Genomic DNA, 21675 nt, shown 5'->3' with positions numbered 1-21675 from the left:
CCGGTTACATGATCCGCCGCATTCTGACCCTGCTTGCCCTGATGACGGGCCTTGCCGCGACGGCTGCGCCCGCAGGTGCAGGCGTTGCGGATGCGCTCGCGGGCCGTGTCGAGGCAGGCGAACAGAAGCCGGGGCTTGAGATTGCGGTCCTGTTGCAGGAACGGCTGACGGTCGCCTCGGCGGAAATCGCTTCGTCCGGCAGCACCGAGAGGCCGCTGGCGATTCTGCCTGGCGCACCGGCGCCTGTCCTGCTGCCGGTCGACCGCGCGCACGAATAGTCGCGCCTGCTCGATCCCGCATTTTCGCCGCTGCGCCCCTGATGCGCATGCAGCCGGTTACCAGCATTCCGTCCCCGGAGGACCACGCCCATGATTCCCTTTATGAAGAACATTTTCGGTTCGTCTAACGACCGCTACGTCAAGTCCATCCGCAAAGTGGTCGACCAGATCAACGCGCTGGAAGGTCAGGTGGAAGGCTTGTCCGATGCCGATCTTCAGGCCCAGACCGGCAAGTTCCGCGAGTTGCTGGCGAACGGATCGACCCTGGACGACATTCTGCCCGAAGCATTCGCCACCGTCCGCGAGGCATCGCGCAGGGTGCTGGGCATGCGGCATTTCGACGTGCAGATGATCGGCGGCATCGTGCTCCATCGCGGAGAAATCGCCGAGATGCGGACGGGCGAGGGCAAGACGCTGGTGGCGACGCTCGCCACCTATCTCAACGCCATCGAGGGCAAGGGCGTTCATGTCGTCACCGTCAATGATTATCTCGCCGCGCGCGACGCCGAATGGATGGGGCAGATCTATCGCTGGATGGGGCTGAGCGTCGGGGTCATCATCCCCAATCTGGGCGAACACCAGCGGCGCGAAGCCTATGCCGCCGACATCACCTATGGCACGAACAACGAGTTCGGCTTCGATTATCTGCGCGACAACATGAAGCAGGAACGCGGCCAGATGGTGCAGCGCCCCTTCAACTACGCCATCGTCGACGAGGTCGATTCCATCCTGATCGACGAAGCCCGTACCCCCCTGATCATCTCCGGTCCGACCGAGGACAAGCAGGATCTGTACATCGCCATCGATGCAATCGTGAAGCAGATCGACGAGAGTTATTACGAGGCCGACGAGAAGACGAAGAACATCTCGTGGACCGAAGAAGGCAGCGAGAAGGTCGAGGAGCTGCTCGCTGCATCCGGCCTGCTCCAGACCGATAACCTCTATGACGTCGAGAATACGCAGGTCGTCCATCACATGGACCAGGCGCTGAAGGCGAACATCATGTTCAAGCGCGATACGGATTACATCGTGAAGGACAACAAGATCGTCATCATCGATGAATTCACCGGCCGCATGATGGAAGGGCGCCGCTGGTCCAACGGCCTGCATCAGGCGGTGGAGGCGAAGGAGGGCGTGAAGATCGAGCCCGAGAACCAGACCATGGCCTCGATCACCTTCCAGAACTATTTTCGCATGTACCCCAAACTGTCCGGCATGACCGGCACCGCCGCCACGGAAGCGGCGGAGTTCTGGGACATCTACAAGATGAATGTCGTCAACATTCCGACCAATGTGCCCGTTCAGCGCATCGACGAGGAAGACGAATTCTACAAGAACACGATGGACAAGTTCCAGGCCATCGCCAGGGCGATCCGTGAAAAGAACGAGATCGGACAGCCGGTGCTGGTCGGCACGGTCTCCATCGAGAAGTCCGAATTGCTCAGCCAGTTCCTCGACAAGGAAGGCGTGAAGCATTCCGTCCTGAACGCGCGTTTTCATGAAAGCGAAGCGCATATCGTCGCGCAGGCGGGCCGCCTCGGCGCGGTTACCATCGCGACCAACATGGCGGGCCGCGGCACCGACATCCAGCTTGGCGGCAATGTCGAATTCCGTATCGAGGACGAACTCCGCGACATGCCCGAGGGGCCGGAGCGCGATGCTGCGGTCCGGAGGATCGAGGAAGAAGTCGCGGCCGAACGGCAGCAGGTCAAGGAGGCGGGCGGATTGTTCGTGCTGGCGACCGAACGCCACGAAAGCCGCCGCATCGACAACCAGTTGCGCGGGCGATCGGGACGTCAGGGCGACCCCGGTCTCTCACGCTTCTACCTCTGCCTCGAAGACGATCTGCTGCGCATTTTCGGCCCGGACACCTTGTTCAGCCGGATGATGAACTCCAACCTCGAAGATGGCGAGGCTATCGGCTCCAAGTGGCTTTCCAAGGCCATCGAAACGGCGCAGAAGAAGGTCGAGGCGCGCAATTACGACGTGCGCAAGCAGGTCGTAGAATATGATGACGTGATGAACGACCAGCGCAAGGTCATCTACGAACAGCGGTCCGAGATCATGGACAGCGAAGCCGTGGACGATGTCGTCGTCGACATGCGGCACGACACGGTGAACACGCTCGTCAGCGAAGCCTGCCCGCCGGGATCGTATCCGGAGCAGTGGGATACCGCCGGACTGAAGGAACGGGTGAAAGACGTGCTCGGGATCGAGCCCCCGATCGATCAGTGGCTGGAAGAGGACCAGGTCGAGCCGGAACTGATCGAGGAGCGTCTGCAGGCCGAAACGGACGCGATCATGGAGCGCAAGATCGCCGAGGCCGATCCGTCGATCTGGCGCCGGGTGGAAAAAGGCATCCTGCTGGAACGGCTGGATCACCACTGGAAGGAACACCTCGCCACGCTGGACGCATTGCGGCAGGTCGTCTTTCTGCGTGCCTATGCGCAGAAGCAGCCGATCAATGAATATAAGCAGGAAGCCTTCGGCCTGTTCGAACGGATGCTGGAAACCCTGCGCGAGGACGTGACGAAGATCCTGCTCGTCAACCAGTTCCGCATGGCGCCGCCCCCGCAGGCCAGCCTGCCCGACCTGCCGGACTTCCTGACCGGGCATATCGACCCGCTGACGGGCCTCGACAATTCGAACGACGGGGACGGTTCGGAAACCCGCGGCGCCTTGTTCGGCTCCCTCGCCGGCAGCAGCCGCGCGGCAGCCGGGCCGGGCGGTGCCAGTCGCGAAAATCCCTATGCCGACAAGGACGTCAGCCGTAATGCGCCGTGCCCGTGCGGGTCAGGCAACAAATACAAGCACTGCCACGGCGCCGCCGCCTGATCTTGCGCTGGATGATCGTAGAAGGCCCGGTCAGCGATGGCCGGGTCTTCTTCTTTGGCCAAAGGCGAACAGAAGCCGGACAGGAAAAAACCGCCCGAAAAGGCGGTTCGTCATTCAGCTTGAGCCATGCTGTAAGTGGCTCCCCGAGTTGGATTCGAACCAACGACCAAGTGATTAACAGTCACCTACTCTACCGCTGAGCTATCGGGGAGCAGCCCTTTCGGGGCGAGCCGAGCCTATATGCAGCGCAGATTGCTTTGGCAAGCCCATTGATCGCGAAAATGGGCCAGTCATTCAGAAAACGAACTGTTCCGCCACGATCCGCTCGTCCAGCGAATGACCCGGATCGAACAGCAGGGTCAGTTGCCGGTCACGTGCCACGTCCATGCTCACTTCCACGATGTCGCGCAGTTCCTTCTGGTCGGCAACGGCGGAAACGGGCCTCTTGTCGGCTTCGAGCACGCGGAACTTCACCCTTGCGCGGTCGGGCAGGACAGCACCGTTCCAGCGCCTGGGCCGGAAGGGACTGATGGGCGTCAGCGCCAGCAATTGTGAATCGAGCGGCAGGATAGGGCCGCCGGCCGAAAGATTATAGGCCGTGGAACCGGCAGGCGTGGCCAGCAGCACCCCGTCGCAAACCAGTTCCTTGATGCGGACCTTGTCGTCTACGGTCACCTCGATCTTTGCCGTTTGACGGGTTTCCCGCAGCAGGCTGACCTCGTTGATGGCACGAAGCCGTTCCGTCTTTCCGGACTTCAGGGTAGCCTCCATCGCCAGGGGGGCGATACCGATCACGCGTGCCTTGTTGATGCGGGACAGCAGCTTCGCACCGCTGCGATAGCGGTTCATCATGAACCCCACGGTGCCCAGGTTCATGCCATATGCGGGTAGAACCTTGCGCGCATCCAGCATCCGGTGCAGCGTGTGCAGCATGAACCCGTCACCGCCGAGCACCACCACGGCCTCGGCTTCGTCCTGCGGTACCCAATCGTGCAACTCCGCCAATTCGCGCGCGGCGGATTGGGCGCGTTCTGTGTCGGAGGCGATCAGCGCGATCTTCTGAAAATGATGGCCGTGAGTCAAAGCTGCAATCCCCCGGTCTTCGGCAGCAGGCCGCCTGCCCTGACGCTGCCCTATGGAGGCCTGTGCCATTTGGCAACGCATGCGATCAAAGGCAGGACGCGCAGGCAGTCCCCTGTTACAGGATGGCCATGGCCTTATTGTCTCTTTTGGAAGCAGACGACATGCGCGATGCCCTGACCGGGCTTGCCAATGCGGAACGCGTCCGGTCGACGCTGGCACAATGGCAGGTGTCGCGCGAGAACGAAGCAGATGCCGATTGCTCCAGATCCTGCTGCCGCGTGATGCTGCTGGGGCTTGGCCGGATCGACACGGTCAATCTCGCTTATGGCGCCAGTGTGGGTGACCGGGCATTGCTGGAGGTCGCCCGCCGCATCCTCGTCTTTGCCGAAGACGAGTTCGAAAGCGAACCCTGGCTGGCGGCGCGCCTTTCGGGTGGCAATTTTCTGCTGGCCGTTCGTGAAAACTGTTCGCGTGAAAGGTGGCAGTGGCTCGCCGAGGCTCTGGCCGACATCGTTTCCCACCCCATCAGCGACGATGCGAATGCCGACACGCTGCGTCTGTGGCCGAGGATCGCGGTCATGCAGCCCGCTTCGCTTGAAACCCCCGACATCATCCTGGACCGGCTGGCGGACACTCTTGCGCGGGCGCAGGACAGGCATGGCAGCCGGGTTCTCTGGGTCGATGGCGAACTGTCACCGCCCGGCCGCAGCAGCGCGTCGCTGGAAGCGGATTTGCTGAGTGCGCTGGACCGCGACGAGATCAAGATCGTGTATCAGCCGCAATTCGCGCTCGGCGACGATCGCCTGATCGGGGCGGAAGCTCTCGCACGGTGGAACCATCCAACTCTTGGTAATCTCGGGGCGAATGCATTGTTCACCATTGCGGAACGGGCCGATCACGTTGCACAATTGTCGCAGCACATTGCCCGCGCCGCGATTGCGGATGCGGCGAACTGGCCGGATCGCCTGCGGCTTTCGCTCAATGTCACGCCGGCCGATCTGTCGGCCGGCACCTTCGCTTCGAACCTTCAGGACATCATTGGCGAAACCGGCTTCGACCCGCATCTGCTGACGCTGGAAATAACGGAACATGTCCTGCTGGCGGATCTGGAACGCGCGGCCATTTCCTTCAGCGCTTTACGGGCCCATGGAATGCGCGTGGCGCTCGACGATTTCGGGGCGGGTTTCTGCAATTTCCGCTATCTGAAACTGCTGCCGCTGGACTATCTCAAGCTGGACCGGACCATGGTCGAGGGGCTCGGTCACGATGCGCGTGATCTTGCGATCTTTCGCGGCATGGTGACGATGGCGAAAGCGCTGGACCTCTCCATAATCGTGGAGGGCGTCGAGCGGTCCGACCAGATCAGGATCGCCCGCGAAGAAGGTGCAGCGATCTATCAGGGTTTCATCGGTGGCAAACCGCTCGCCAGTGATGCATTTCAGGTGTTTGCGGCCAATCGCCTCGCCGGCTAGGCGGCAGATTTCCTTGCTTTCCTCGCGATGTTCGACAGCCCCTTGGTAAGCTGGAACAGGCCGTTGAGGCGGCTTTGCGGATCGCCCCAGGCGCGGTTCACCACCAGCTTCATGTCGGGCCGCAGTTTCGCGGTTCCCTGCAATCTGTCCACATAAGCGAGCAGGCCCTGCGGGTCGGGGAAATGGTCCTTGTGGAAAGTGACCAGCGTACCGCGCGCGCCGACATCGATCTTGGCGATATGGGCCATGATCGCCTGATGCTTGATCTCGATCAGACGCACCAGATTGGCGGTTGCTGCGGGCAATTGCCCGAAACGGTCGATCATCTCGGCGGCCAAGGCCTCGATCTCCGCCTTGTCGCTGGCATCGTTCAACCGCCGGTACAGCGCCATCCGCACGGCAAGGTCGGGCACGTATTCTTCAGGGATCATGATTGGCGCATCGACGGTGATCTGCGGTGACAGTCCACGATCCTCCCGCTCCAGCCCCATCTCGCCGGCCTTTACCGCCAGGATCGCGTCTTCCAGCATCGATTGATACAATTCGAAGCCGACTTCGCGGATATGGCCCGACTGCTCGTCGCCCAGCAGATTGCCCGCACCGCGAATGTCGAGATCGTGGCTGGCAAGCTGGAAACCTGCGCCCAGACTGTCGAGATCGCCAAGAACCTTGAGCCGCTTTTCAGCAACCTCAGACAGGGCCATGTCGCGTCCCGTGGTCAGATAGGCATAGGCGCGCAGTTTGGATCGTCCGACCCGGCCGCGAAGCTGGTAGAGCTGTGCCAGACCGAAGCGGTCGGCGCGGTGGATGATGATGGTATTAGCGCTGGGGATGTCCAGCCCGCTTTCCACGATCGTCGTCGACAGCAGGACGTTGAACCTGCCGTCGTAAAATGCGCCCATGCGCTCCTCGACCTCGGTCGGGGACATCTGCCCATGCGCGCTCACCGCCTTCAGTTCCGGCACATTGTCGCGCAGCCATCCCTCGATCTCCTCCATGTCGGAGATGCGCGGTACGACGATGAAGCTTTGTCCGCCGCGATGATGTTCGCGCAGCAGCGCCTCGCGCATGACAACATCGTCCCATTCCATCACATAGGTCCGCACCGCCAGCCGATCGACCGGCGGGGTCTGGATCGTGGTTAATTCGCGCAGGCCCGTCATGGCCATCTGCAGCGTGCGCGGAATGGGGGTGGCCGTCAGCGTCAGCATGTGAACATTCGCGCGCAGCTGCTTCAGTCGTTCTTTGTGCGTGACGCCGAAACGCTGTTCCTCGTCGACGATGACAAGGCCGAGATCGCGGAAATTCGTGTTTTTCGACAAGATCGCATGCGTACCTATGACGATGTCCATCGTGCCTGCAGCCAATTGTTCGCGCGTGTCTTTCATCTCAGCAGCAGGCACGAGGCGCGACAGGCGCCCCACCTTCAGGGGAAAGCCGGAAAAGCGTTCGCTGAAATTGGTGTAATGCTGGCGGGCGAGCAGGGTGGTCGGCGCGACGACGGCCACCTGCTGGCCGTTCATGGCGGCTACGAAGGCCGCGCGCAGGGCGACCTCGGTCTTGCCGAAGCCGACATCGCCGCAGACGAGCCGATCCATCGGATGCCCGCTTTCCAGATCGCGCAACACGTCGGCAATGGCGTTTTCCTGATCGTCGGTTTCCTCCCACGGAAACTTGTCGACGAACTGGTTGTAGGAAGCAGGATCGCGCGTGACTGGCTCGGCCTGTTTCAGCGCGCGTTCGACGGCGACCTTCATCAATTCGCCAGCGATTGCCTGAATGCGCTCCTTCAGTCTGCTGCGGCGTTTCTGCCAGGCTTCGCCGCCCAGACGGTCGAGAGGAACGTCGTCCTCACCGCTGCCATAGCGTGACAGGACATCGATGTTCTCGACCGGGATGTAGAGCTTGTCGCCGCCGTGATATTCCAGGATGGCGCAATCGTGCTGGCTCTTGCCGACGGTAATCGGTTCAAGGCCCAGATATTTGCCGATGCCGTGATCGCTATGCACCACCAGATCGCCGCGCCCGAGCGCCGAGAGTTCGGCCAGAAAGGCATCGCTGCTCTTGCGCTTCTTGCGGCGGCGGACCAACCGGTCACCGAGGATGTCCTGCTCGGTCAGCAGTTCGAGTTCATCGTTGGTGAAGCCGGTTTCCAGCGGCAGCACCATGGCCGCGACCTGGCCCTTCGCCGACAGTCCCAGCGCTTCCTGCCAGCTTTCCGCCAGCGCCAGCGTCGTTCCGGCCTCGCCGAGGATCGAGGCGATGCGCGCCCGCGATCCGGTGGAATAGGCGGCGAGAAGCCGCTTATGGCCCTTCTGCGCGCTGGCTCTGAAATGGCGGGTAGCTGCCTCGTACACATTGTCGCCGCGCGCGCGTTCGGGCGCAAAATCGCGAGCCGAGGCGAAGCTGAAGTCGATCACCCGCTCGCTTTCCGGTTCGGCAAAGATCCCGGCGCGGTGGATCGGCCATGCGGCGAGGGCGCGGTCGAACTCGTCCTCCGCCAGATACAGCGCGTGCTGCGGCAATGGCCGGTAATTGCCCGATGCCGGGCCGGTCACGTCGCGGCGTGCCTGGTGATAATCCGCAATGTCCGAAAGGCGTTCGGCGGCGGCGGGAATAGCGGCGGCGTCGATGACGACGGCATCGTCTTCGCTCAAGTGATCGAACAGGGTTGCAAGCTTTTCTTCGAACAGCGGTAGCCAATGTTCCATTCCGGCAAGGCGCCGCCCGTCGCTGACGGATTGATACAGCGGGTCTTCCGTTGCGCCTGCTCCAAAGGTTTCCCGGTAGCGGGTGCGGAACCGCTTGATCGAGTCAGCGTCTATCAGCGCCTCGCTGGCGGGCAGAAGCAGATGCGACTCCAGAGTGCCCGTGCTCATCTGGGTGGAGGGATCGAACAGCCGCAGCGATTCCAGTTCATCGCCGAAGAAATCGAGGCGCAATCCCTGGTCGAGGCCGGAGGGGAAGATATCGAAGATGGAACCGCGCACGGCGAATTCGCCCGCATCCACGACGGTATCGGTGCGGCCATAACCCTGCCTTTGCAGAAGCGCGCTGAGCGAAGCGTGGCCGATCTCGGTCCCGACGCGGAATTCCCGGATGGATTCGCGAATGCGGAACGGTGTCAGCACCCGTTGCAGCACGGCGTTGACGGTGGTGACCAGCAGTTGCGGCGTGCCGTGGCCCGCCTGCAGGCGGTGCAGGGCGGACAGGCGCTGCGCGCTGATGGACAGGGCAGGGGAGGCACGGTCGTAAGGCAGGCAGTCCCATGCCGGAAAGGTGATGATTTCAAGCTCGGGCGCGAAATAGCCCGCAGCATCGGCCACGCTGCGCATGGCGCTATCGTCGGGAGCGATAAATACGGCCCTGCCGCCCTTCCCTCGGCCTGCGGCGGCGCGGGCGATATCCGCCATGACCAGCGGCTGCGCGCCGCGCGCGACGGATGCGAGTGTCAGGGCGACATCGGATTTCAGGATGCGGGTGAAATCGGGCATGAATTTATATCGGCTCACTATCGTGCAGGCACGCGAAAACCGCCCGGCGGAACTGGCGGGCGGTACGGACACCATCTTGGCTGCGCCTATCTAATGCGTCAGGCGCGGGCAAGCCACCCCGCGCAGCAGATCAGATCCGCACGTAATCCAGTTTCTGCATCTTCTGCATGTGTACGTTGTCATATTCAGGCGGAACGGCCTGCGTCCTCAGCGCCCACGCCATCACGTCCACATCATCCTCGTCCAGCAGCCGTTCGAACCAGGCGAAGCCGGCATCGTCCCAGTGATGATGGTACCGGTCGAAATATCCCCCGATCATGTAATCCGCCTCGCGCGTTCCGCGATGCCATGCCCGGAACCGGCACCGGTTCAACCGGTGGCTATCGGCGGTGGATATTGCGGGTTCAGGAGGCGATTTTTCAGGCATGAGCAACGGGTAGGCCACTCGCATTAAGCGTGCAACCGGCTATAAAGCGCGGCATGCGGCCTGACATATTGAACCCCCTGTTCACCCCCACCGAAACGCTGGAAGGGGTGGGGCCGAAGCTGGCCAAGCCGCTGAACAGGCTGGGCCTCGGAAGACTTCGCGACGTAGCCTATCACCTGCCCGAACGTTTCGTGACGCGGCGCGCCGTCGCCAGTCTCGACGATGCGGCTATCGGTGAACAGGTGGTCATCGCCCTGGTGCCGATCGAACATCAGGCGAGCAGGGGGCGCGGACCCTACCGGGTATTGGCGCAGGACGATGCCGGGAACATCTGCGCGCTGACCTATTTCGGCAGGGCGTCCTACAGTGCGAAGAAGCTGTTGCCTGTCGGCGAGAAGCGTTGGGTGGCCGGGCGCATCGACCAGTACGGCCAGATGCTGCAGATCGTGCATCCCGACCACGTCGTCGAAACCGGCGGCGATACTCTGCGGCGTCTCTGCGAACCCGTCTACCGGCTCGCCGAGGGGTTGACGCAGCCGAAGCTGGCCAACCTCGTGGCACAGGCGCTGGAGAAACTGCCCGACCTGCCGGAATGGATCGCACCGTCGCTTCTCGACCGGATGCAGTGGCCCGATTGGGCCGATGCGCTGGAGCTTGCCCATCAGGGCGTGAACGCCGCCGCGCGCGACCGGCTGGCCTATGATGAATTGCTGGCCAATGCGCTGGCGCTGGCGCTGGTGCGCGCCGATAACCGGCAGAAGAAGGGGCGCAGCCTGACGGGCGATGGGCGGCTGCGGGACCGACTGTCGCTACCCTTTCCGCTTACCGGGGCGCAGACGCGCTCCATCGCCGAAATCGAGGCGGATCTGGCGCAGGAATCACCCATGCTGCGCCTGTTGCAGGGCGATGTGGGCGCAGGCAAGACGGTGGTCGCACTCGCCGCGATGCTGGTTACGGTGGAGGCTGGCGCGCAGGCCGCACTGCTTGCGCCGACCGAAATCCTGGCGCGGCAGCATTTCGAAACGCTGCGCCGCATGACCGCGCCGACCGGGGTGCAGATCGCCTTGCTGACCGGCAGAGACAAGGGACGGGCGCGGGAAGGAACCCTGCTCGGCCTGATGGACGGCAGCATCGACATCGTGATCGGCACCCATGCCATTTTCCAGGACAGCGTGAACTATCGCGACCTGGGGCTGGTGGTGATCGACGAGCAGCATCGCTTCGGCGTTTCGCAGCGACTGGCGCTGGCGGGGAAGGGGCGGCGCACTCCGCATACTCTGGCGATGACCGCCACGCCGATCCCGCGCACGCTGACGCTTGCCCAATATGGCGAAATGGATGTCAGCCGTCTGGACGAGATGCCGCCGGGCAGGCAGGCTATCGATACGCGGGTAATCGCGCTCGATCGGATGGATGATGTCATCGCAGCCGCTCGCCGCCACCTTGCCGGCGGGCAGCAGGCCTATTGGGTCTGCCCCATGGTGCATGACGACGACACGAACGAACTGGCCGCCGCGGAAGCGCGTTATGCCGCGCTGCGCGAGATCTTCGGCGCTGATGTCGTCATGGTTCACGGGCAGTTGAAGAGCGAGGAAAAGGACGCGGCGATGGAGCGCTTCGCTGCCGGCGGCGCGAAATTGCTGGTGGCGACGACGGTGATCGAGGTCGGCGTCGATGTGCCTTCCGCTACGCTGATGGTGATCGAGCAGGCCGAACGCTTCGGTCTGGCGCAGTTGCACCAGCTGCGCGGGCGGGTTGGGCGCGGTGCGGAAAAATCCACCTGCCTCCTGCTGCGCGGCGAGATGCTGTCCGAAACCGCGCGCGACCGGCTGGCGCTGATGCGCGAAACGCAGGACGGCTTCCTTCTGGCAGAAGAAGATTTGCGGCTGCGCGGGGGCGGTGAATTGCTCGGCACGCGGCAATCGGGCGACACGCCCTTCAACGTGGCGACGCTGGAGCAGATCCAGCGCCTGCTGCCGGTCGCGCATGACGACGCGCGCATGTTGCTGGACCGGGCCGAGGCGGAGGGCGCAACCGGCAAGAAAGGTGCGGCGCTGCCGGGCGAACGCGGTGAGGCGGCGCGCATCCTGCTCTATCTGTTCGAGCGGGATTTCGGCGTCCGTACCCTGCGCGGCGGGTGACGCACGGTCGGACAATCGGACCGCAGATCAGTCGGCGAACTGCTTTACCAGGGCGTCTGCCGCAAGGGACACATCGTGCCACGTGCGGCTGAAATCTTCGGCATTACCTTGATAGGGATCGGCCACCGAATCGCCTTTGCGGCCGGGTACCGCGTCCATCAGCAATCCCAGCCGGGCGGAGACCTCGGCCGGGGCGCGTCTCGTGATATCGGCGAGGTTTTCCTCGTCCAGAGCAAGGATGTGCGTGAAGCGGGTGAAATCCCGCATCTGCAACTGACAGCCCTGATATTGCGAGATGTCGATTCCATGCCGCCTCGCTTCGGCAATGGCGCGCGGATCGGGCGGGTCGCCGACGTGGTAATCGGCGGTTCCTGCGCTTGCGACCTCCATCGCGATGCCAGCTTTCGTCGCAGCGGCACGCAGGGCAGCTTCGGCGAGTGGTGAGCGGCAGATGTTGCCGAGGCAAACGAACAGGATGCTTGGATGATCGGACATGAAACCCGGCATAGGGTGCAGGCACGCAAAACCCAAGCTGGACCCGCCGCGAACTCGCCCATAAAACGGATTGTAAAAGGGGGAATAGAAAATGCAGTTTCACGACATAGCCGGGAGACAGGTCCGCACCGCGATGCTGAGCGGCGCTGCTGCGCTGATGTTCGGTTGCGGCGCATCGGCTCTGGCTGCTCCGGCAGATGATTACCGCGAATTGCGCGATGCGATCTGGCAGGACGCGCTCGACCGCGATCCGCTGCTGGCCACCAGCGTGGGCGACCGGCGCGGGGACGGGCGGTTGGGCGACAATTCACTCGAAGCGGACGCCGCGCGCGCTGCACAGGCTTCGCGTTTTCTCGCCCGCCTGGAAGCGATCGATGCCTCCGCGCTGCCGGAAGATCTGGCCGTCGATCGCGCAGTGGTAAAGCGCGCATTGGAGGACGAGATCCGCGGGGCCGCATTTGACCAGTCCCGTTACATGAACTTGACGAATCGCGGCGGATGGTTTTCGTGGTTCGCCTCGCTCGCCTACCGCTCGCCCTTCTTCACTGCCGCGGATTACGAAAGCTACGTTGCGCGGCTGGAGGCTTTTCCCGCCACCAATGATGCTGCGCTGATCAAGGTGCGCGGTGCGGTCGAGCGCGGTCTGACCCAGCCCTGCATCGCAATGGAGGGCTTTGCCGACACGGTGCAGGCGGGCATTTTCAGCGAGGCCGAGGCTTCGCCATACTGGCAACCTTTCGCCAACCGGCCCCCCGCCGTGGACGAAACCCGCTGGATGCAGTTGCAGCAGAGGGCGGAAGCCGCGCTGGAGGAAGGCGTGTTCCCTGCGCTGCAGCGATTCGCCGACTATTACACATCCGACTATGCGCCCGCCTGCCGAAGCGAGGCGGGCATTTCATCGACCTCGGGCGGCGCGGAATATTATCGGTGGCTGGTGGCGAACCACACCACGACGGACCTCACCCCCGACCAGATCCACGACATCGGCCTTGCCGAAGTCGCGCGCATTCGTGCCGAGATGGAAAGCGTGGCCGGTGAAGCGGGCTTTGCAAGCCGCGAAGCCTATATCGAACATCTGCGGACCGATGCGCGCTATTATGCGAAATCACCCGAAGAACTGATGCTCGAGGCCAGCGCCCTGGCAAAGCAGATCGACGGCTGGATGCCGCGCCTGTTCGGGACCTTGCCCCGCCAGCCATATACCGTGTCCCCCATTCCGGCCGCGCAGGCGCCGGGGAACACGACGGCCTATTACGAACCGGGTTCGCTCGATACTGGCCAGCCCGGCATTTACCGTGTGAATACGACGCAGCTGGACCAGCGACCCTTGTGGGAATTGCCCGCGCTGGGCGTGCATGAAGCAGTGCCGGGCCATCATCACCAGATCGCCCTGCAACAGGAACTCGACCTGCATCCCCTGCGGCGGAACGGCACCTTCTTCACCGCTTTCGTCGAAGGCTGGGGCCTCTATTCCGAAAGCCTCGGCGAGGAGATGGGCCTGTACGACACGCCCGCGCGCCGCATGGGGCAGCTGAGTTACGATATGTGGCGCGCGGCGCGGCTGGTGGTCGACACCGGCATGTATGCGAAGGGCTGGAGCAAGGAACGCGCGGTGGCCTTCATGGCCGACAATACTGCGCTTTCAGCGGCGAATATCGATGCCGAGGTCAATCGCTACATCACCTGGCCGGGTCAGGCGCTGGGCTACAAGATCGGGCAATTGCAGATTGCCGAATTGCGGAACCGGGCGGAGACGGCACTGGGCGCATCGTTCGACCTGCGGAAGTTCCACGATGCCGTGCTGGAAAACGGCGCCATTCCGCTCGATGTCCTGGAACGCCACATCGATCGCTGGATCGCGGCGCAGCGACGCTCCGCCCGCTGACCGAGGTGCAGGCGAATGGAACCCTGCGCGCCGCTGACCGGCCGCCCGGTTCCATACTCAGGTTCAGACTGCGCGGTCGCCGGCCTCGCCTACCGATTCGATATCCTGTCCAAGGCCGCGCACGGCATTGCAGGCGGACAGCGACACCGCAGCGGCGCAAAGAGCGGCGATGGCAAGTGTCTTGCGGGTGTTGCTGGTCTTGTTGCTGATCATGTTCTGTATCCTGCCTCTTTTGTTGACGCGCGGGATGATCCTGCCTCGGGATCAACTAAGCAAGCAAATTGATGCGCGATGGAACCGCGCTACTTACGCGCTGGTCCGCTGCAATATGTCGCTCACGATGTCCCTGACATTTACGACCGCCTGCAACCGGGCAGCCAGCAGCGCGGTTCCGCTGATCTTGCGCTGCACGAACAGCGTGTCGGTCGGGGGCAGGTGCCATGTGGCGCGATCACGCGCGATAGCCGTTCCTTCTTCCCGGAAGACGGGCACGAACGCGCGATCGCCGAAGTCGAACGGCCCTCCTGCATTCATCTCGCCAAGGATCACGTCGATCATCCTGTCGATGCGCTCGGCATGGGATGTGATCGCTGCCGCGCCGATGAAGCCTGTCGACACTGCGGCGTGCCTCACCGCATCGCGATCGTTCGAAAGCCCGGCCTCCAGCAGGGTGCGATAGGACGCCTGCACCTGCGGCGAAACCTCGCGGGTGGCACCGAAATCAAGGAGGACGATGGCGTTCTGCTCGTGATTGTAACGATAATTGGCGAAGTTCGGATCGGTTTGCATCACGCCGAAATCGAACAATTCGCGCCCCACCAGGTCGATCAGGCGGGCCATGATGTCGTTCCGCAGTTCCTGCGACTCGTCGGCCATCGATTCAATCGGCACGCCTTCCTCGTAAGACATGGCGAGGATGCGGCCCGTCGATAATTCATCGTCCAGTCGCGGAATGGTAAAGCCGGGTTCACCGGACAACCGCTCGGCGAAAGCCCGCATCTGCGCGCCCTCCCGGCGATAATCCGCCTCTTCACGCAATTGCTGCTTTGCTGCCGCCAGCAGGGGGGCGATGTCGAGTTCCCTTGGCAGCAGGCCAGAGATTTTCAGCAGTCCAGCCACATTGTCGACATCGGCATCGATGCTTGCCGCGATGCCAGGATATTGCACCTTGATCGCAAGCACGCGTCCGTCCCGGGTCATGGCGCGATGAACCTGGCCGATGCTGGCAGCGGCAATCGGGCGCGGCTCGAACCGGCGGAACCGGCGGCGCCAATCCTTGCCCCACTCCTTGGCAAGCACGCCATCGAGCTGCCTTGCCGGCATGAAATCCGCACGGTCGCGAAGCGTTGCGAGAATGGCCGCGAGTTCCGGCGGCAGGAAATAGCCCGCATCCATGGAAATCATCTGGCCCAGCTTCATGGCGGCGCCGCGCATGTGGCCCAGCCTGTCTGCCAGCCGCCGCGCATTTCCGGGCGTCAGCATGATCTGTTCGAGCGTGGGTCGTTCGCCGGATGCGAGGCGGCGCGCGCCTTCGGCCATCATCCCCCCGGCCACGCCTCCGGCCAGCCTGCCGAAACCGCCGATCCTGCCAAGCCGGGAAGAAGGCACGGCACGGTGCCGATCCTTACCGTCATCAGCCATGCGCTCGCCCGCCGATCACCGGCCGCTTACCTCAAGCACGCACGAAATTGACGTAAATGCCGTGGATCAGGCCGGGAACGAAAAAGATGATGGTGAGAACGAGGTTGATCCAGAAATCACGGTCAGCCCGTGTTTCAGGGCGACGCCCAATGGCGGCAGGAGAATGGTGGCAATGAGTATGATGATCGGCATGTTTTCAAAATCCTTTTCAGGATCAGGAATGATTGGCCGCCAAGCATGTTCCAAAGGCGAGCGAAACGGGGAACCAGAGCGCCCGGTTTTAGCGCCGCCTTGGTGCTTCACCGATCCGGAGGATGGTGAGGAGACGCGCAGGCGCATGGAAAAATATGGTCGGGGAGAGAGGATTCGAACCTCCGGCCCCTGCCTCCCGAAGACAGTGCTCTACCAGGCTGAGCTACTCCCCGACCGATGCCAGACCCGCATTGCGGCGGGGGCGAGGCAGAGGCGGGCCTATAGGTGGGCATCCAGCGGCTGGCAAGCGAACTTTTGACCGGACGGCTGACGATATCGTTCAACAGGCCGCGCCATCGCTCGGGGCAGGTAAGGGCCGCAAATGGGGATGCAACACGGCGCCGGACGCGCTAGGGGCTACGGCATGGGCAGTGCTTTTCATCGACCGATCCCGACATGACGGCCAAGTCCGCCAAGACAGATGATCCCGTGGCTCATCCCGAAATTCAATATCTCGATCTGATGCGCAAAATCTGGACGGATGGCGTCCGGCAGGATGACCGCACCGGGATCGGAACCCGTTCGATCTTCGGCCATACCTTGCGGTTCGATCTGTCGGATGGCGCAATGCCGCTGCTTACCACCAAGCGAGTCTACTGGAAGACCGCCACGCGTGAATTGCTTTGGTTCCTCACCGGTGAAACCAACATCCGACCCTTGTGCCAGCAGAATGTCCAGATCTGGACCGACTGGCCGCTGGCGCGCTACCGGCAGGAGACAGGATCCGACATTGCGCGAGAGGATTTCGCGCAGCGGATTGTGGATGATGCCGCGTTCGCCTCGCAATGGGGCGATCTGGGGCCGGTTTACGGAAAACAATGGGTGAACTGGCCGACCTTCGTGCCGGCAGGTGACGGGCTGTTTCGCCGCGGTGAAGGTATCGACCAGGTTACGCAACTGGTTACCTCCTTACGGGAAAACCCCACCAGCCGGCGCCATATCGTAGAAGGCTGGAACGTTGCCGAGATCGACCGGATGGCCCTGCCGCCCTGCCACAAGACCTATCAGTTCCAGGTTGCAGATGGGCGGCTGAATTGTGCGCTGTATCAGCGCAGTTGCGACGTCGCTCTGGGGCTTCCGTTCAACCTTTGGGCGGGCGCCCTGTTGCAGAGGATGATCGCACAACAGACGGATCTGCGCCCAGGCGAGTTCGTCTGGATGGGCGGTGATGTGCATCTCTACGAAAATCAGGCGACACTGGTCGAGGAACAGTTGCAGCGATTGCCGCAGGGCCATCCTCGGCTCGAAATCAGGCGCAGACCCGAGAGCATCTTCGACTATCGCATCGACGATTTCGCAGTTCACGGTTACGAGCCGCTGGGAAAGCTGACTGCCCCGGTTGCAGTATGACGAAGATCGGCTGATCGGTTGCCTTGACCATCTCGTCCTGCTGAAATAAAATAACAGCTTGTTAGAAGAAAACTGCTGACGCCAATGGGAGAGCATGAATGGCCGACCGGCCCGATCAGGCACAGCAAGGGCAGAACAGACCTACGCTGCAGTTGCATGTACCCGAACCCAGTTATCGCCCCGGCGACACCGTCGATTTCGGTCATCTGACGATCACCGAAGCCGGAGCGCAACCGCGACCCGACGAAGGATGCGATGCTGCTGAAACCAACCCGCTGACGACCGATCTGATTCGCGTACTCGGCGATGACCACCTGCCCCATGGTCCCTGGGATCCGAAACTAGACGCCGGCACTTTGCGCGAAATGCTGCACCACATGGCAGTGGTGCGTGCTTTTGACGAGCGCATGTTCCGCGGGCAGCGGCAGGGCAAGACCAGCTTCTACATGAAATGCACCGGGGAAGAGGCGACGTCGATCTCGGCCGCCATGGCGCTGGCGTCGGACGATATGGTGTTCCCATCCTATCGCCAACAGGGCATATTGATCGCGCGGGGCTATCCGCTGACGGAGATGATCAACCAGATCTATTCCAACAGCGCCGACAAGCTGAAGGGCCGGCAACTGCCCATCATGTATTCCAGCCGCGACAAATCGTTCTTCTCGATCAGCGGGAACCTGGCCACCCAGACGCCGCAGGCCGTGGGCTGGGCGATGGCGAGTGCGATCAAGGGCGACAGCCGGATCGCCGCGACATGGGTCGGCGAAGGCTCCACCGCGGAAGGCGATTTCCATGCCGCCTGCACCTTCGCTGCCGTCTATAATGCGCCAGTGATCCTGAACGTCGTCAACAATCAGTGGGCCATTTCCAGCTTCTCCGGTTTTGCCGGGGCGGAACGCACCAGTTTCGCCGCCCGGGCCGTCGGCTATGGCATCGCGGGGCTGCGGGTGGACGGAAACGATCCGCTGGCCGTTTACGCTGCCGAACGCTGGGCAGCCAATCGCGCCCGTGCCAATGGCGGGCCGACGCTGATCGAACATTTCACCTATCGCGCGGAAGGGCATTCGACCTCCGACGATCCCAGCGGCTATCGCAGCGCGCAGGAACGTGAGGAATGGCCGCTCGGCGATCCGGTCATGCGGCTGAAGAACCACCTGATCGCGCTCGGCGAATGGGATGAGGAGCGGCAGACGGCGCTGGACGAGAATTGCGCGACCGAAGTGAAGAAGGCGACCAAGGAAGCGGAAAAGAACGGCATCCTCGGCCACGGCCTTCATCATCCGTTCCGCACCATGTTCGAGGATGTTTTCGAGGAATTGCCCTGGCACCTGAAGGAACAGAGCACACAGGCCATTCACGAGCGAGAGACGAAATTTCCCGAAGGATTGCCGGAATGAACGCCCAGACACAGAAGGCCGGCGCTGCGGAGAAGGCTGCGGGCAAGAAGGGCATGGGCGCTGACGGAGAACGCCGCCTGAACATGATCGATGCGATCAACGACGCGCTCGACATCATGCTGGAGCGCGACTCCAACGTCGTGGTGATGGGCGAGGATGTCGGCTATTTCGGCGGGGTGTTCCGCTGCACGGCGGGCCTGCAGGAAAAGCACGGCAAGACGCGGGTGTTCGACACGCCGATCTCCGAATGCGGCATCATAGGCGTCGCTGTCGGCATGGGCGCATATGGATTGCGGCCGGTGCCGGAAATCCAGTTTGCCGATTACATCTACCCCGGTCTCGACCAGCTGATCTCCGAAGCGGCGCGGCTGCGATACCGATCCGCTGCCGAATATATCGCGCCGATGACGGTGCGTTCGCCCTTTGGGGGCGGTATCTTCGGCGGGCAGACTCACAGCCAGAGCCCTGAAGCGATTTTCAGCCACGTCTCCGGCCTGAAAACGGTGATTCCGTCCAACCCCTATGATGCCAAGGGACTTCTGATCGCATCCATTGAGGACAATGACCCGGTCATCTTCTTCGAACCCAAACGCATCTATAACGGCCCCTTCAACGGCTATTACGATAAGCCGGTAGAACCCTGGAAGAAGCACGCGCAGAGCATCGTTCCAGAAGGATATTACCGTGTCGAACTGGGCAAGGCGCGCAAGGTGACCGAGGGGGACGAGCTGACGGTCCTCGCCTACGGCACCATGGTCCATGTCGCCGAAGCGGTCTGCGCCGCCAAGGGCGTAAATGCCGAGATCCTGGACCTCAGAACGATCGTCCCGCTCGACATAGAAGCGATCGAGGCTTCGGTGAAGAAGACCGGGCGGTGCCTGATCGTGCATGAAGCGACGCGGACATCCGGCTTCGGCGCGGAACTGTCGGCACTCGTCACCGAACGCTGCTTCTATCATCTCGAAGCCGCGGTCGAACGCGTGACCGGCTTCGACACACCCTATCCGCACAGCCTGGAATGGGCATATTTCCCCGGTCCCGTCCGCATTGGCGAGGCGATCGACAAGATCTTGAGCGAGTAAGACAATGGCCCGTTTCACATTCAATCTTCCCGACATCGGCGAAGGTATCGCAGAAGCCGAAATCGTCGAATGGCACGTCAAGGTCGGCGACACTGTTGAGGAGGACGCCCGCCTTGCCGACGTGATGACCGACAAGGCGACGATCGACCTCGAAAGCCCCGTGTCGGGCAAGGTTCTCGAAGTGGCTGGCGAGGCCGGAGATACCATTGCGATCGGATCGATGCTGGTCGTGATCGAAGTCGAAGGAGAAGGCGCGGGCGAACCCGGCGACGAGGCTACTGCGGCGCAGGCGCCGTCACCCGCTCCCGCCCCGGCTCCGAAGGACGATGATGTTTCTACCCGGATCGAGGTGGAAAACTCCGACGCTTCCGATGCCAATGATGCGATCGCACGCGGGCAGGATGATCGGAAGGAGCAGGACGAGGCCTCCAATTCGCCGAACGATCAGCCCGGCACCGGGCGCAAGGCATCGAGTACCCGGATCCTCGCCAGCCCGGCCGTTCGCAGGCGGGCACGCGATCTCGGTGTCGATCTGCAGCAGGTCCGCCCGCAGGAAGACGGCCGTGTCCGTCATGCCGATCTGGACGCGTTCCTGTCCTATGGCGGCGGCGGCGGTTTCGCGGCGGCCGGCAAGGCCCGGAAGGACGAGGACATCAAGGTCATCGGTCTCCGCAAACGGATCGCGCAGAACATGGCCGCGTCGAAGCGCAACATCCCGCATTTCTCCTATGTCGAGGAGGTGGACGTCACCGAACTCGAACGCCTGCGCGCGCAATTGAACGACAGGCGGGGCGACAAGCCGAAACTGACCATGCTGCCGCTGCTGATAACGGCAATCTGCAAGGTGCTGCCGGACTATCCGATGATCAACGCGCGTTATGACGATGAAGCCAATGTCGTGACGCGGCACGGCAGCGTTCACCTCGGCATGGCGGCCCAGACGGATAACGGCCTGATGGTGCCGGTCATCCGCGACGCGCAGGCGAAGAACCTGTGGCAATTGGCGAATGAAGTCCTGCGCCTCGCCAATGCAGCGCGCGATGGAACCGCAAAATCGGAGGAACTGTCGGGTTCCACCCTGACGCTGACATCGCTGGGGCCGCTCGGCGGCGTGGCGACCACGCCGGTCATCAACCGGCCCGAGGTGGCGATCATCGGCCCGAACCGGATCGTGGAACGACCCATGTTCGTGCCCGATGGCATGGGCGGCGAGAAGATCGAGAAGCGCAAGCTGATGAATATCTCGATCAGCTGCGATCACCGGGTGGTCGACGGATATGATGCCGCCAGCTTCGTGCAGGATATGAAGCGCCTGATCGAAGCGCCGGCCAATCTGCTGATCAACTGACCGTCAACGGACGATCGCGCGGTAGGTAATCTGCCCACTATTTCTGTCAGGAGCGATGCGCCATCGCAAATACGTGATCGCGCCGGGGGAGGGGGCCTGATAAGTCTCCCCCGTCTGTCTTCCCGCGCGGTCCAGCCGGCGCCAGCTGCGCCCGCCGTCAGTCGAAATTTCGGCCGCCTCAGTGCTGCTCCTCTGGAAGCTGAGCGCGCCGGGCACCGCGCTTGCCATGGTAAAACCACGCGCGGCATCTTGTACGCGCCAGGAAATGACCAAAACCACGCTGTCGCCTTCGCGCAGCATCGAGGCGGGTTCCAGGGCGAGTGTGCCATCGGCTGTCATGTTCTCGACATAGATGCCGCGGCTGATTTCGACCTTGCCCGCCGCGGCGATGGGCTGTGCCATCAGAGCCGCTGCTGCCGCCCCTATTCCGGCCCATAAGGGTTTGCAAACCATGTCTTCTGCCCCCCCGGCTGTTTCACCCCGAGCCTTCACAGA

Annotated in this window: 18 protein-coding genes and 2 tRNA genes; 9 read left to right on the top strand and 11 right to left on the bottom strand. The window is 62.7% G+C overall.

The features are described 5' to 3' along the window. The first annotated feature begins 8 nt into the window (after positions 1-8). Positions 9-278: a hypothetical protein gene (locus HG250_RS03130; protein WP_170002706.1), complete on the top strand. Its 270-nt coding sequence runs from the start codon at positions 9-11 to the stop codon at positions 276-278. A 102-nt stretch (positions 279-380) separates the two neighbouring features. Next, positions 381-3113, top strand: a complete 2733-nt coding sequence (gene secA / locus HG250_RS03125) for a preprotein translocase subunit SecA (RefSeq protein ID WP_240956879.1) — start codon at positions 381-383, stop codon at positions 3111-3113. Positions 3114-3249: 136 nt separating this feature from the next. Here the strand turns inward: secA and HG250_RS03120 are convergent. Both HG250_RS03120 and HG250_RS03115 read right to left on the bottom strand, forming a co-directional pair. Further along, a tRNA-Asn gene (locus HG250_RS03120) sits at positions 3250-3324 on the bottom strand. Between the two features lie 83 nt (positions 3325-3407). After that, positions 3408-4265: an NAD kinase gene (locus tag HG250_RS03115; RefSeq protein ID WP_170002702.1), complete on the bottom strand. Its 858-nt coding sequence runs from the start codon at positions 4263-4265 to the stop codon at positions 3408-3410. Positions 4266-4324: 59 nt separating this feature from the next. Between HG250_RS03115 and HG250_RS03110 the strand changes: the two genes are divergently transcribed. Next, the gene (locus tag HG250_RS03110) at positions 4325-5668 is read left to right on the top strand and encodes a bifunctional diguanylate cyclase/phosphodiesterase (RefSeq protein WP_170002700.1); all 1344 of its coding nucleotides are present in this window, start codon (positions 4325-4327) and stop codon (positions 5666-5668) included. On the opposite strand, the gene mfd is transcribed toward HG250_RS03110, so the two are convergent. Both mfd and HG250_RS03100 read right to left on the bottom strand, forming a co-directional pair. After that, positions 5665-9162, bottom strand: coding sequence for a transcription-repair coupling factor (gene mfd, locus HG250_RS03105; protein WP_170003012.1), 3498 nt, complete (start codon positions 9160-9162; stop codon positions 5665-5667). The genes HG250_RS03110 and mfd overlap by 4 nt on opposite strands. Positions 9163-9292: 130 nt before the next feature. Beyond that, entirely contained in the window at positions 9293-9589 is a 297-nt protein-coding gene (locus tag HG250_RS03100) for an FAD assembly factor SdhE (protein ID WP_170002698.1), read from the bottom strand. Positions 9590-9642: 53 nt separating this feature from the next. On the opposite strand from HG250_RS03100, the gene recG reads away from it, so the two are divergent. Further along, positions 9643-11730 carry an ATP-dependent DNA helicase RecG gene (gene recG / locus HG250_RS03095; RefSeq protein WP_170002696.1) on the top strand — a complete coding sequence of 696 codons (2088 nt, stop codon included), beginning with the start codon at positions 9643-9645 and terminating at the stop codon, positions 11728-11730. 27 nt (positions 11731-11757) lie between these two features. On the opposite strand, the gene HG250_RS03090 is transcribed toward recG, so the two are convergent. Beyond that, entirely contained in the window at positions 11758-12225 is a 468-nt protein-coding gene (locus tag HG250_RS03090; RefSeq protein WP_170002694.1) for a low molecular weight protein-tyrosine-phosphatase, read from the bottom strand. A 91-nt stretch (positions 12226-12316) separates the two neighbouring features. Between HG250_RS03090 and HG250_RS03085 the strand changes: the two genes are divergently transcribed. Continuing rightward, a complete protein-coding gene (locus HG250_RS03085; RefSeq protein WP_240956878.1) occupies positions 12317-14110 on the top strand; it encodes a DUF885 domain-containing protein in 1794 nt (597 codons plus the stop codon). Positions 14111-14173: 63 nt separating this feature from the next. Here the strand turns inward: HG250_RS03085 and HG250_RS03080 are convergent, their stop codons facing one another. The 5 genes from HG250_RS03080 to HG250_RS03065 form a co-directional block, all read right to left on the bottom strand. Next, positions 14174-14323 carry an entericidin A/B family lipoprotein gene (locus tag HG250_RS03080; protein WP_170002692.1) on the bottom strand — a complete coding sequence of 50 codons (150 nt, stop codon included), beginning with the start codon at positions 14321-14323 and terminating at the stop codon, positions 14174-14176. Between the two features lie 93 nt (positions 14324-14416). Beyond that, entirely contained in the window at positions 14417-15751 is a 1335-nt protein-coding gene (locus HG250_RS03075) for an ABC1 kinase family protein (protein ID WP_170002690.1), read from the bottom strand. Positions 15752-15782: 31 nt separating this feature from the next. After that, complete coding sequence (locus HG250_RS13155; protein ID WP_338103856.1) at positions 15783-15842, bottom strand: hypothetical protein; 60 nt, start codon at positions 15840-15842, stop codon at positions 15783-15785. Beyond that, on the bottom strand, positions 15818-16090 hold the full coding sequence (locus HG250_RS13150) for a hypothetical protein (RefSeq protein ID WP_240956877.1): 273 nt from the start codon (positions 16088-16090) through the stop codon (positions 15818-15820). Before HG250_RS13150 ends, HG250_RS13155 begins: the two co-directional genes overlap by 25 nt. A gap of 9 nt (positions 16091-16099) precedes the next feature. Further along, positions 16100-16176: transfer RNA gene (locus tag HG250_RS03065), tRNA-Pro, on the bottom strand. A gap of 223 nt (positions 16177-16399) precedes the next feature. Between HG250_RS03065 and thyA the strand changes: the two genes are divergently transcribed. The 4 genes from thyA to HG250_RS03045 all read left to right on the top strand — a co-directional run bounded on the left by thyA (position 16400) and on the right by HG250_RS03045 (position 21180). Continuing rightward, on the top strand, positions 16400-17353 hold the full coding sequence (gene thyA / locus HG250_RS03060) for a thymidylate synthase (RefSeq protein WP_170002688.1): 954 nt from the start codon (positions 16400-16402) through the stop codon (positions 17351-17353). 98 nt (positions 17354-17451) lie between these two features. Beyond that, positions 17452-18750 carry a 3-methyl-2-oxobutanoate dehydrogenase (2-methylpropanoyl-transferring) subunit alpha gene (locus HG250_RS03055; RefSeq protein ID WP_170002686.1) on the top strand — a complete coding sequence of 433 codons (1299 nt, stop codon included), beginning with the start codon at positions 17452-17454 and terminating at the stop codon, positions 18748-18750. A 53-nt stretch (positions 18751-18803) separates the two neighbouring features. Beyond that, the gene (locus tag HG250_RS03050; protein WP_170003008.1) at positions 18804-19832 is read left to right on the top strand and encodes an alpha-ketoacid dehydrogenase subunit beta; all 1029 of its coding nucleotides are present in this window, start codon (positions 18804-18806) and stop codon (positions 19830-19832) included. Between the two features lie 4 nt (positions 19833-19836). Then, entirely contained in the window at positions 19837-21180 is a 1344-nt protein-coding gene (locus HG250_RS03045) for a dihydrolipoamide acetyltransferase family protein (protein WP_170002684.1), read from the top strand. A gap of 3 nt (positions 21181-21183) precedes the next feature. On the opposite strand, the gene HG250_RS03040 is transcribed toward HG250_RS03045, so the two are convergent. After that, positions 21184-21582, bottom strand: coding sequence for a chromosomal replication initiator protein DnaA (locus HG250_RS03040; protein WP_170002682.1), 399 nt, complete (start codon positions 21580-21582; stop codon positions 21184-21186). Between the last annotated feature and the right edge of the window lie 93 nt (positions 21583-21675).

The organism is Pseudopontixanthobacter vadosimaris (genome assembly GCF_012979275.1).
Lineage (GTDB): Bacteria > Pseudomonadota > Alphaproteobacteria > Sphingomonadales > Sphingomonadaceae > Pseudopontixanthobacter > Pseudopontixanthobacter vadosimaris.
The sequence above is the reverse complement of the archived record's forward strand: the minus strand, read 5'-3'. Positions and strand labels throughout refer to the sequence as shown.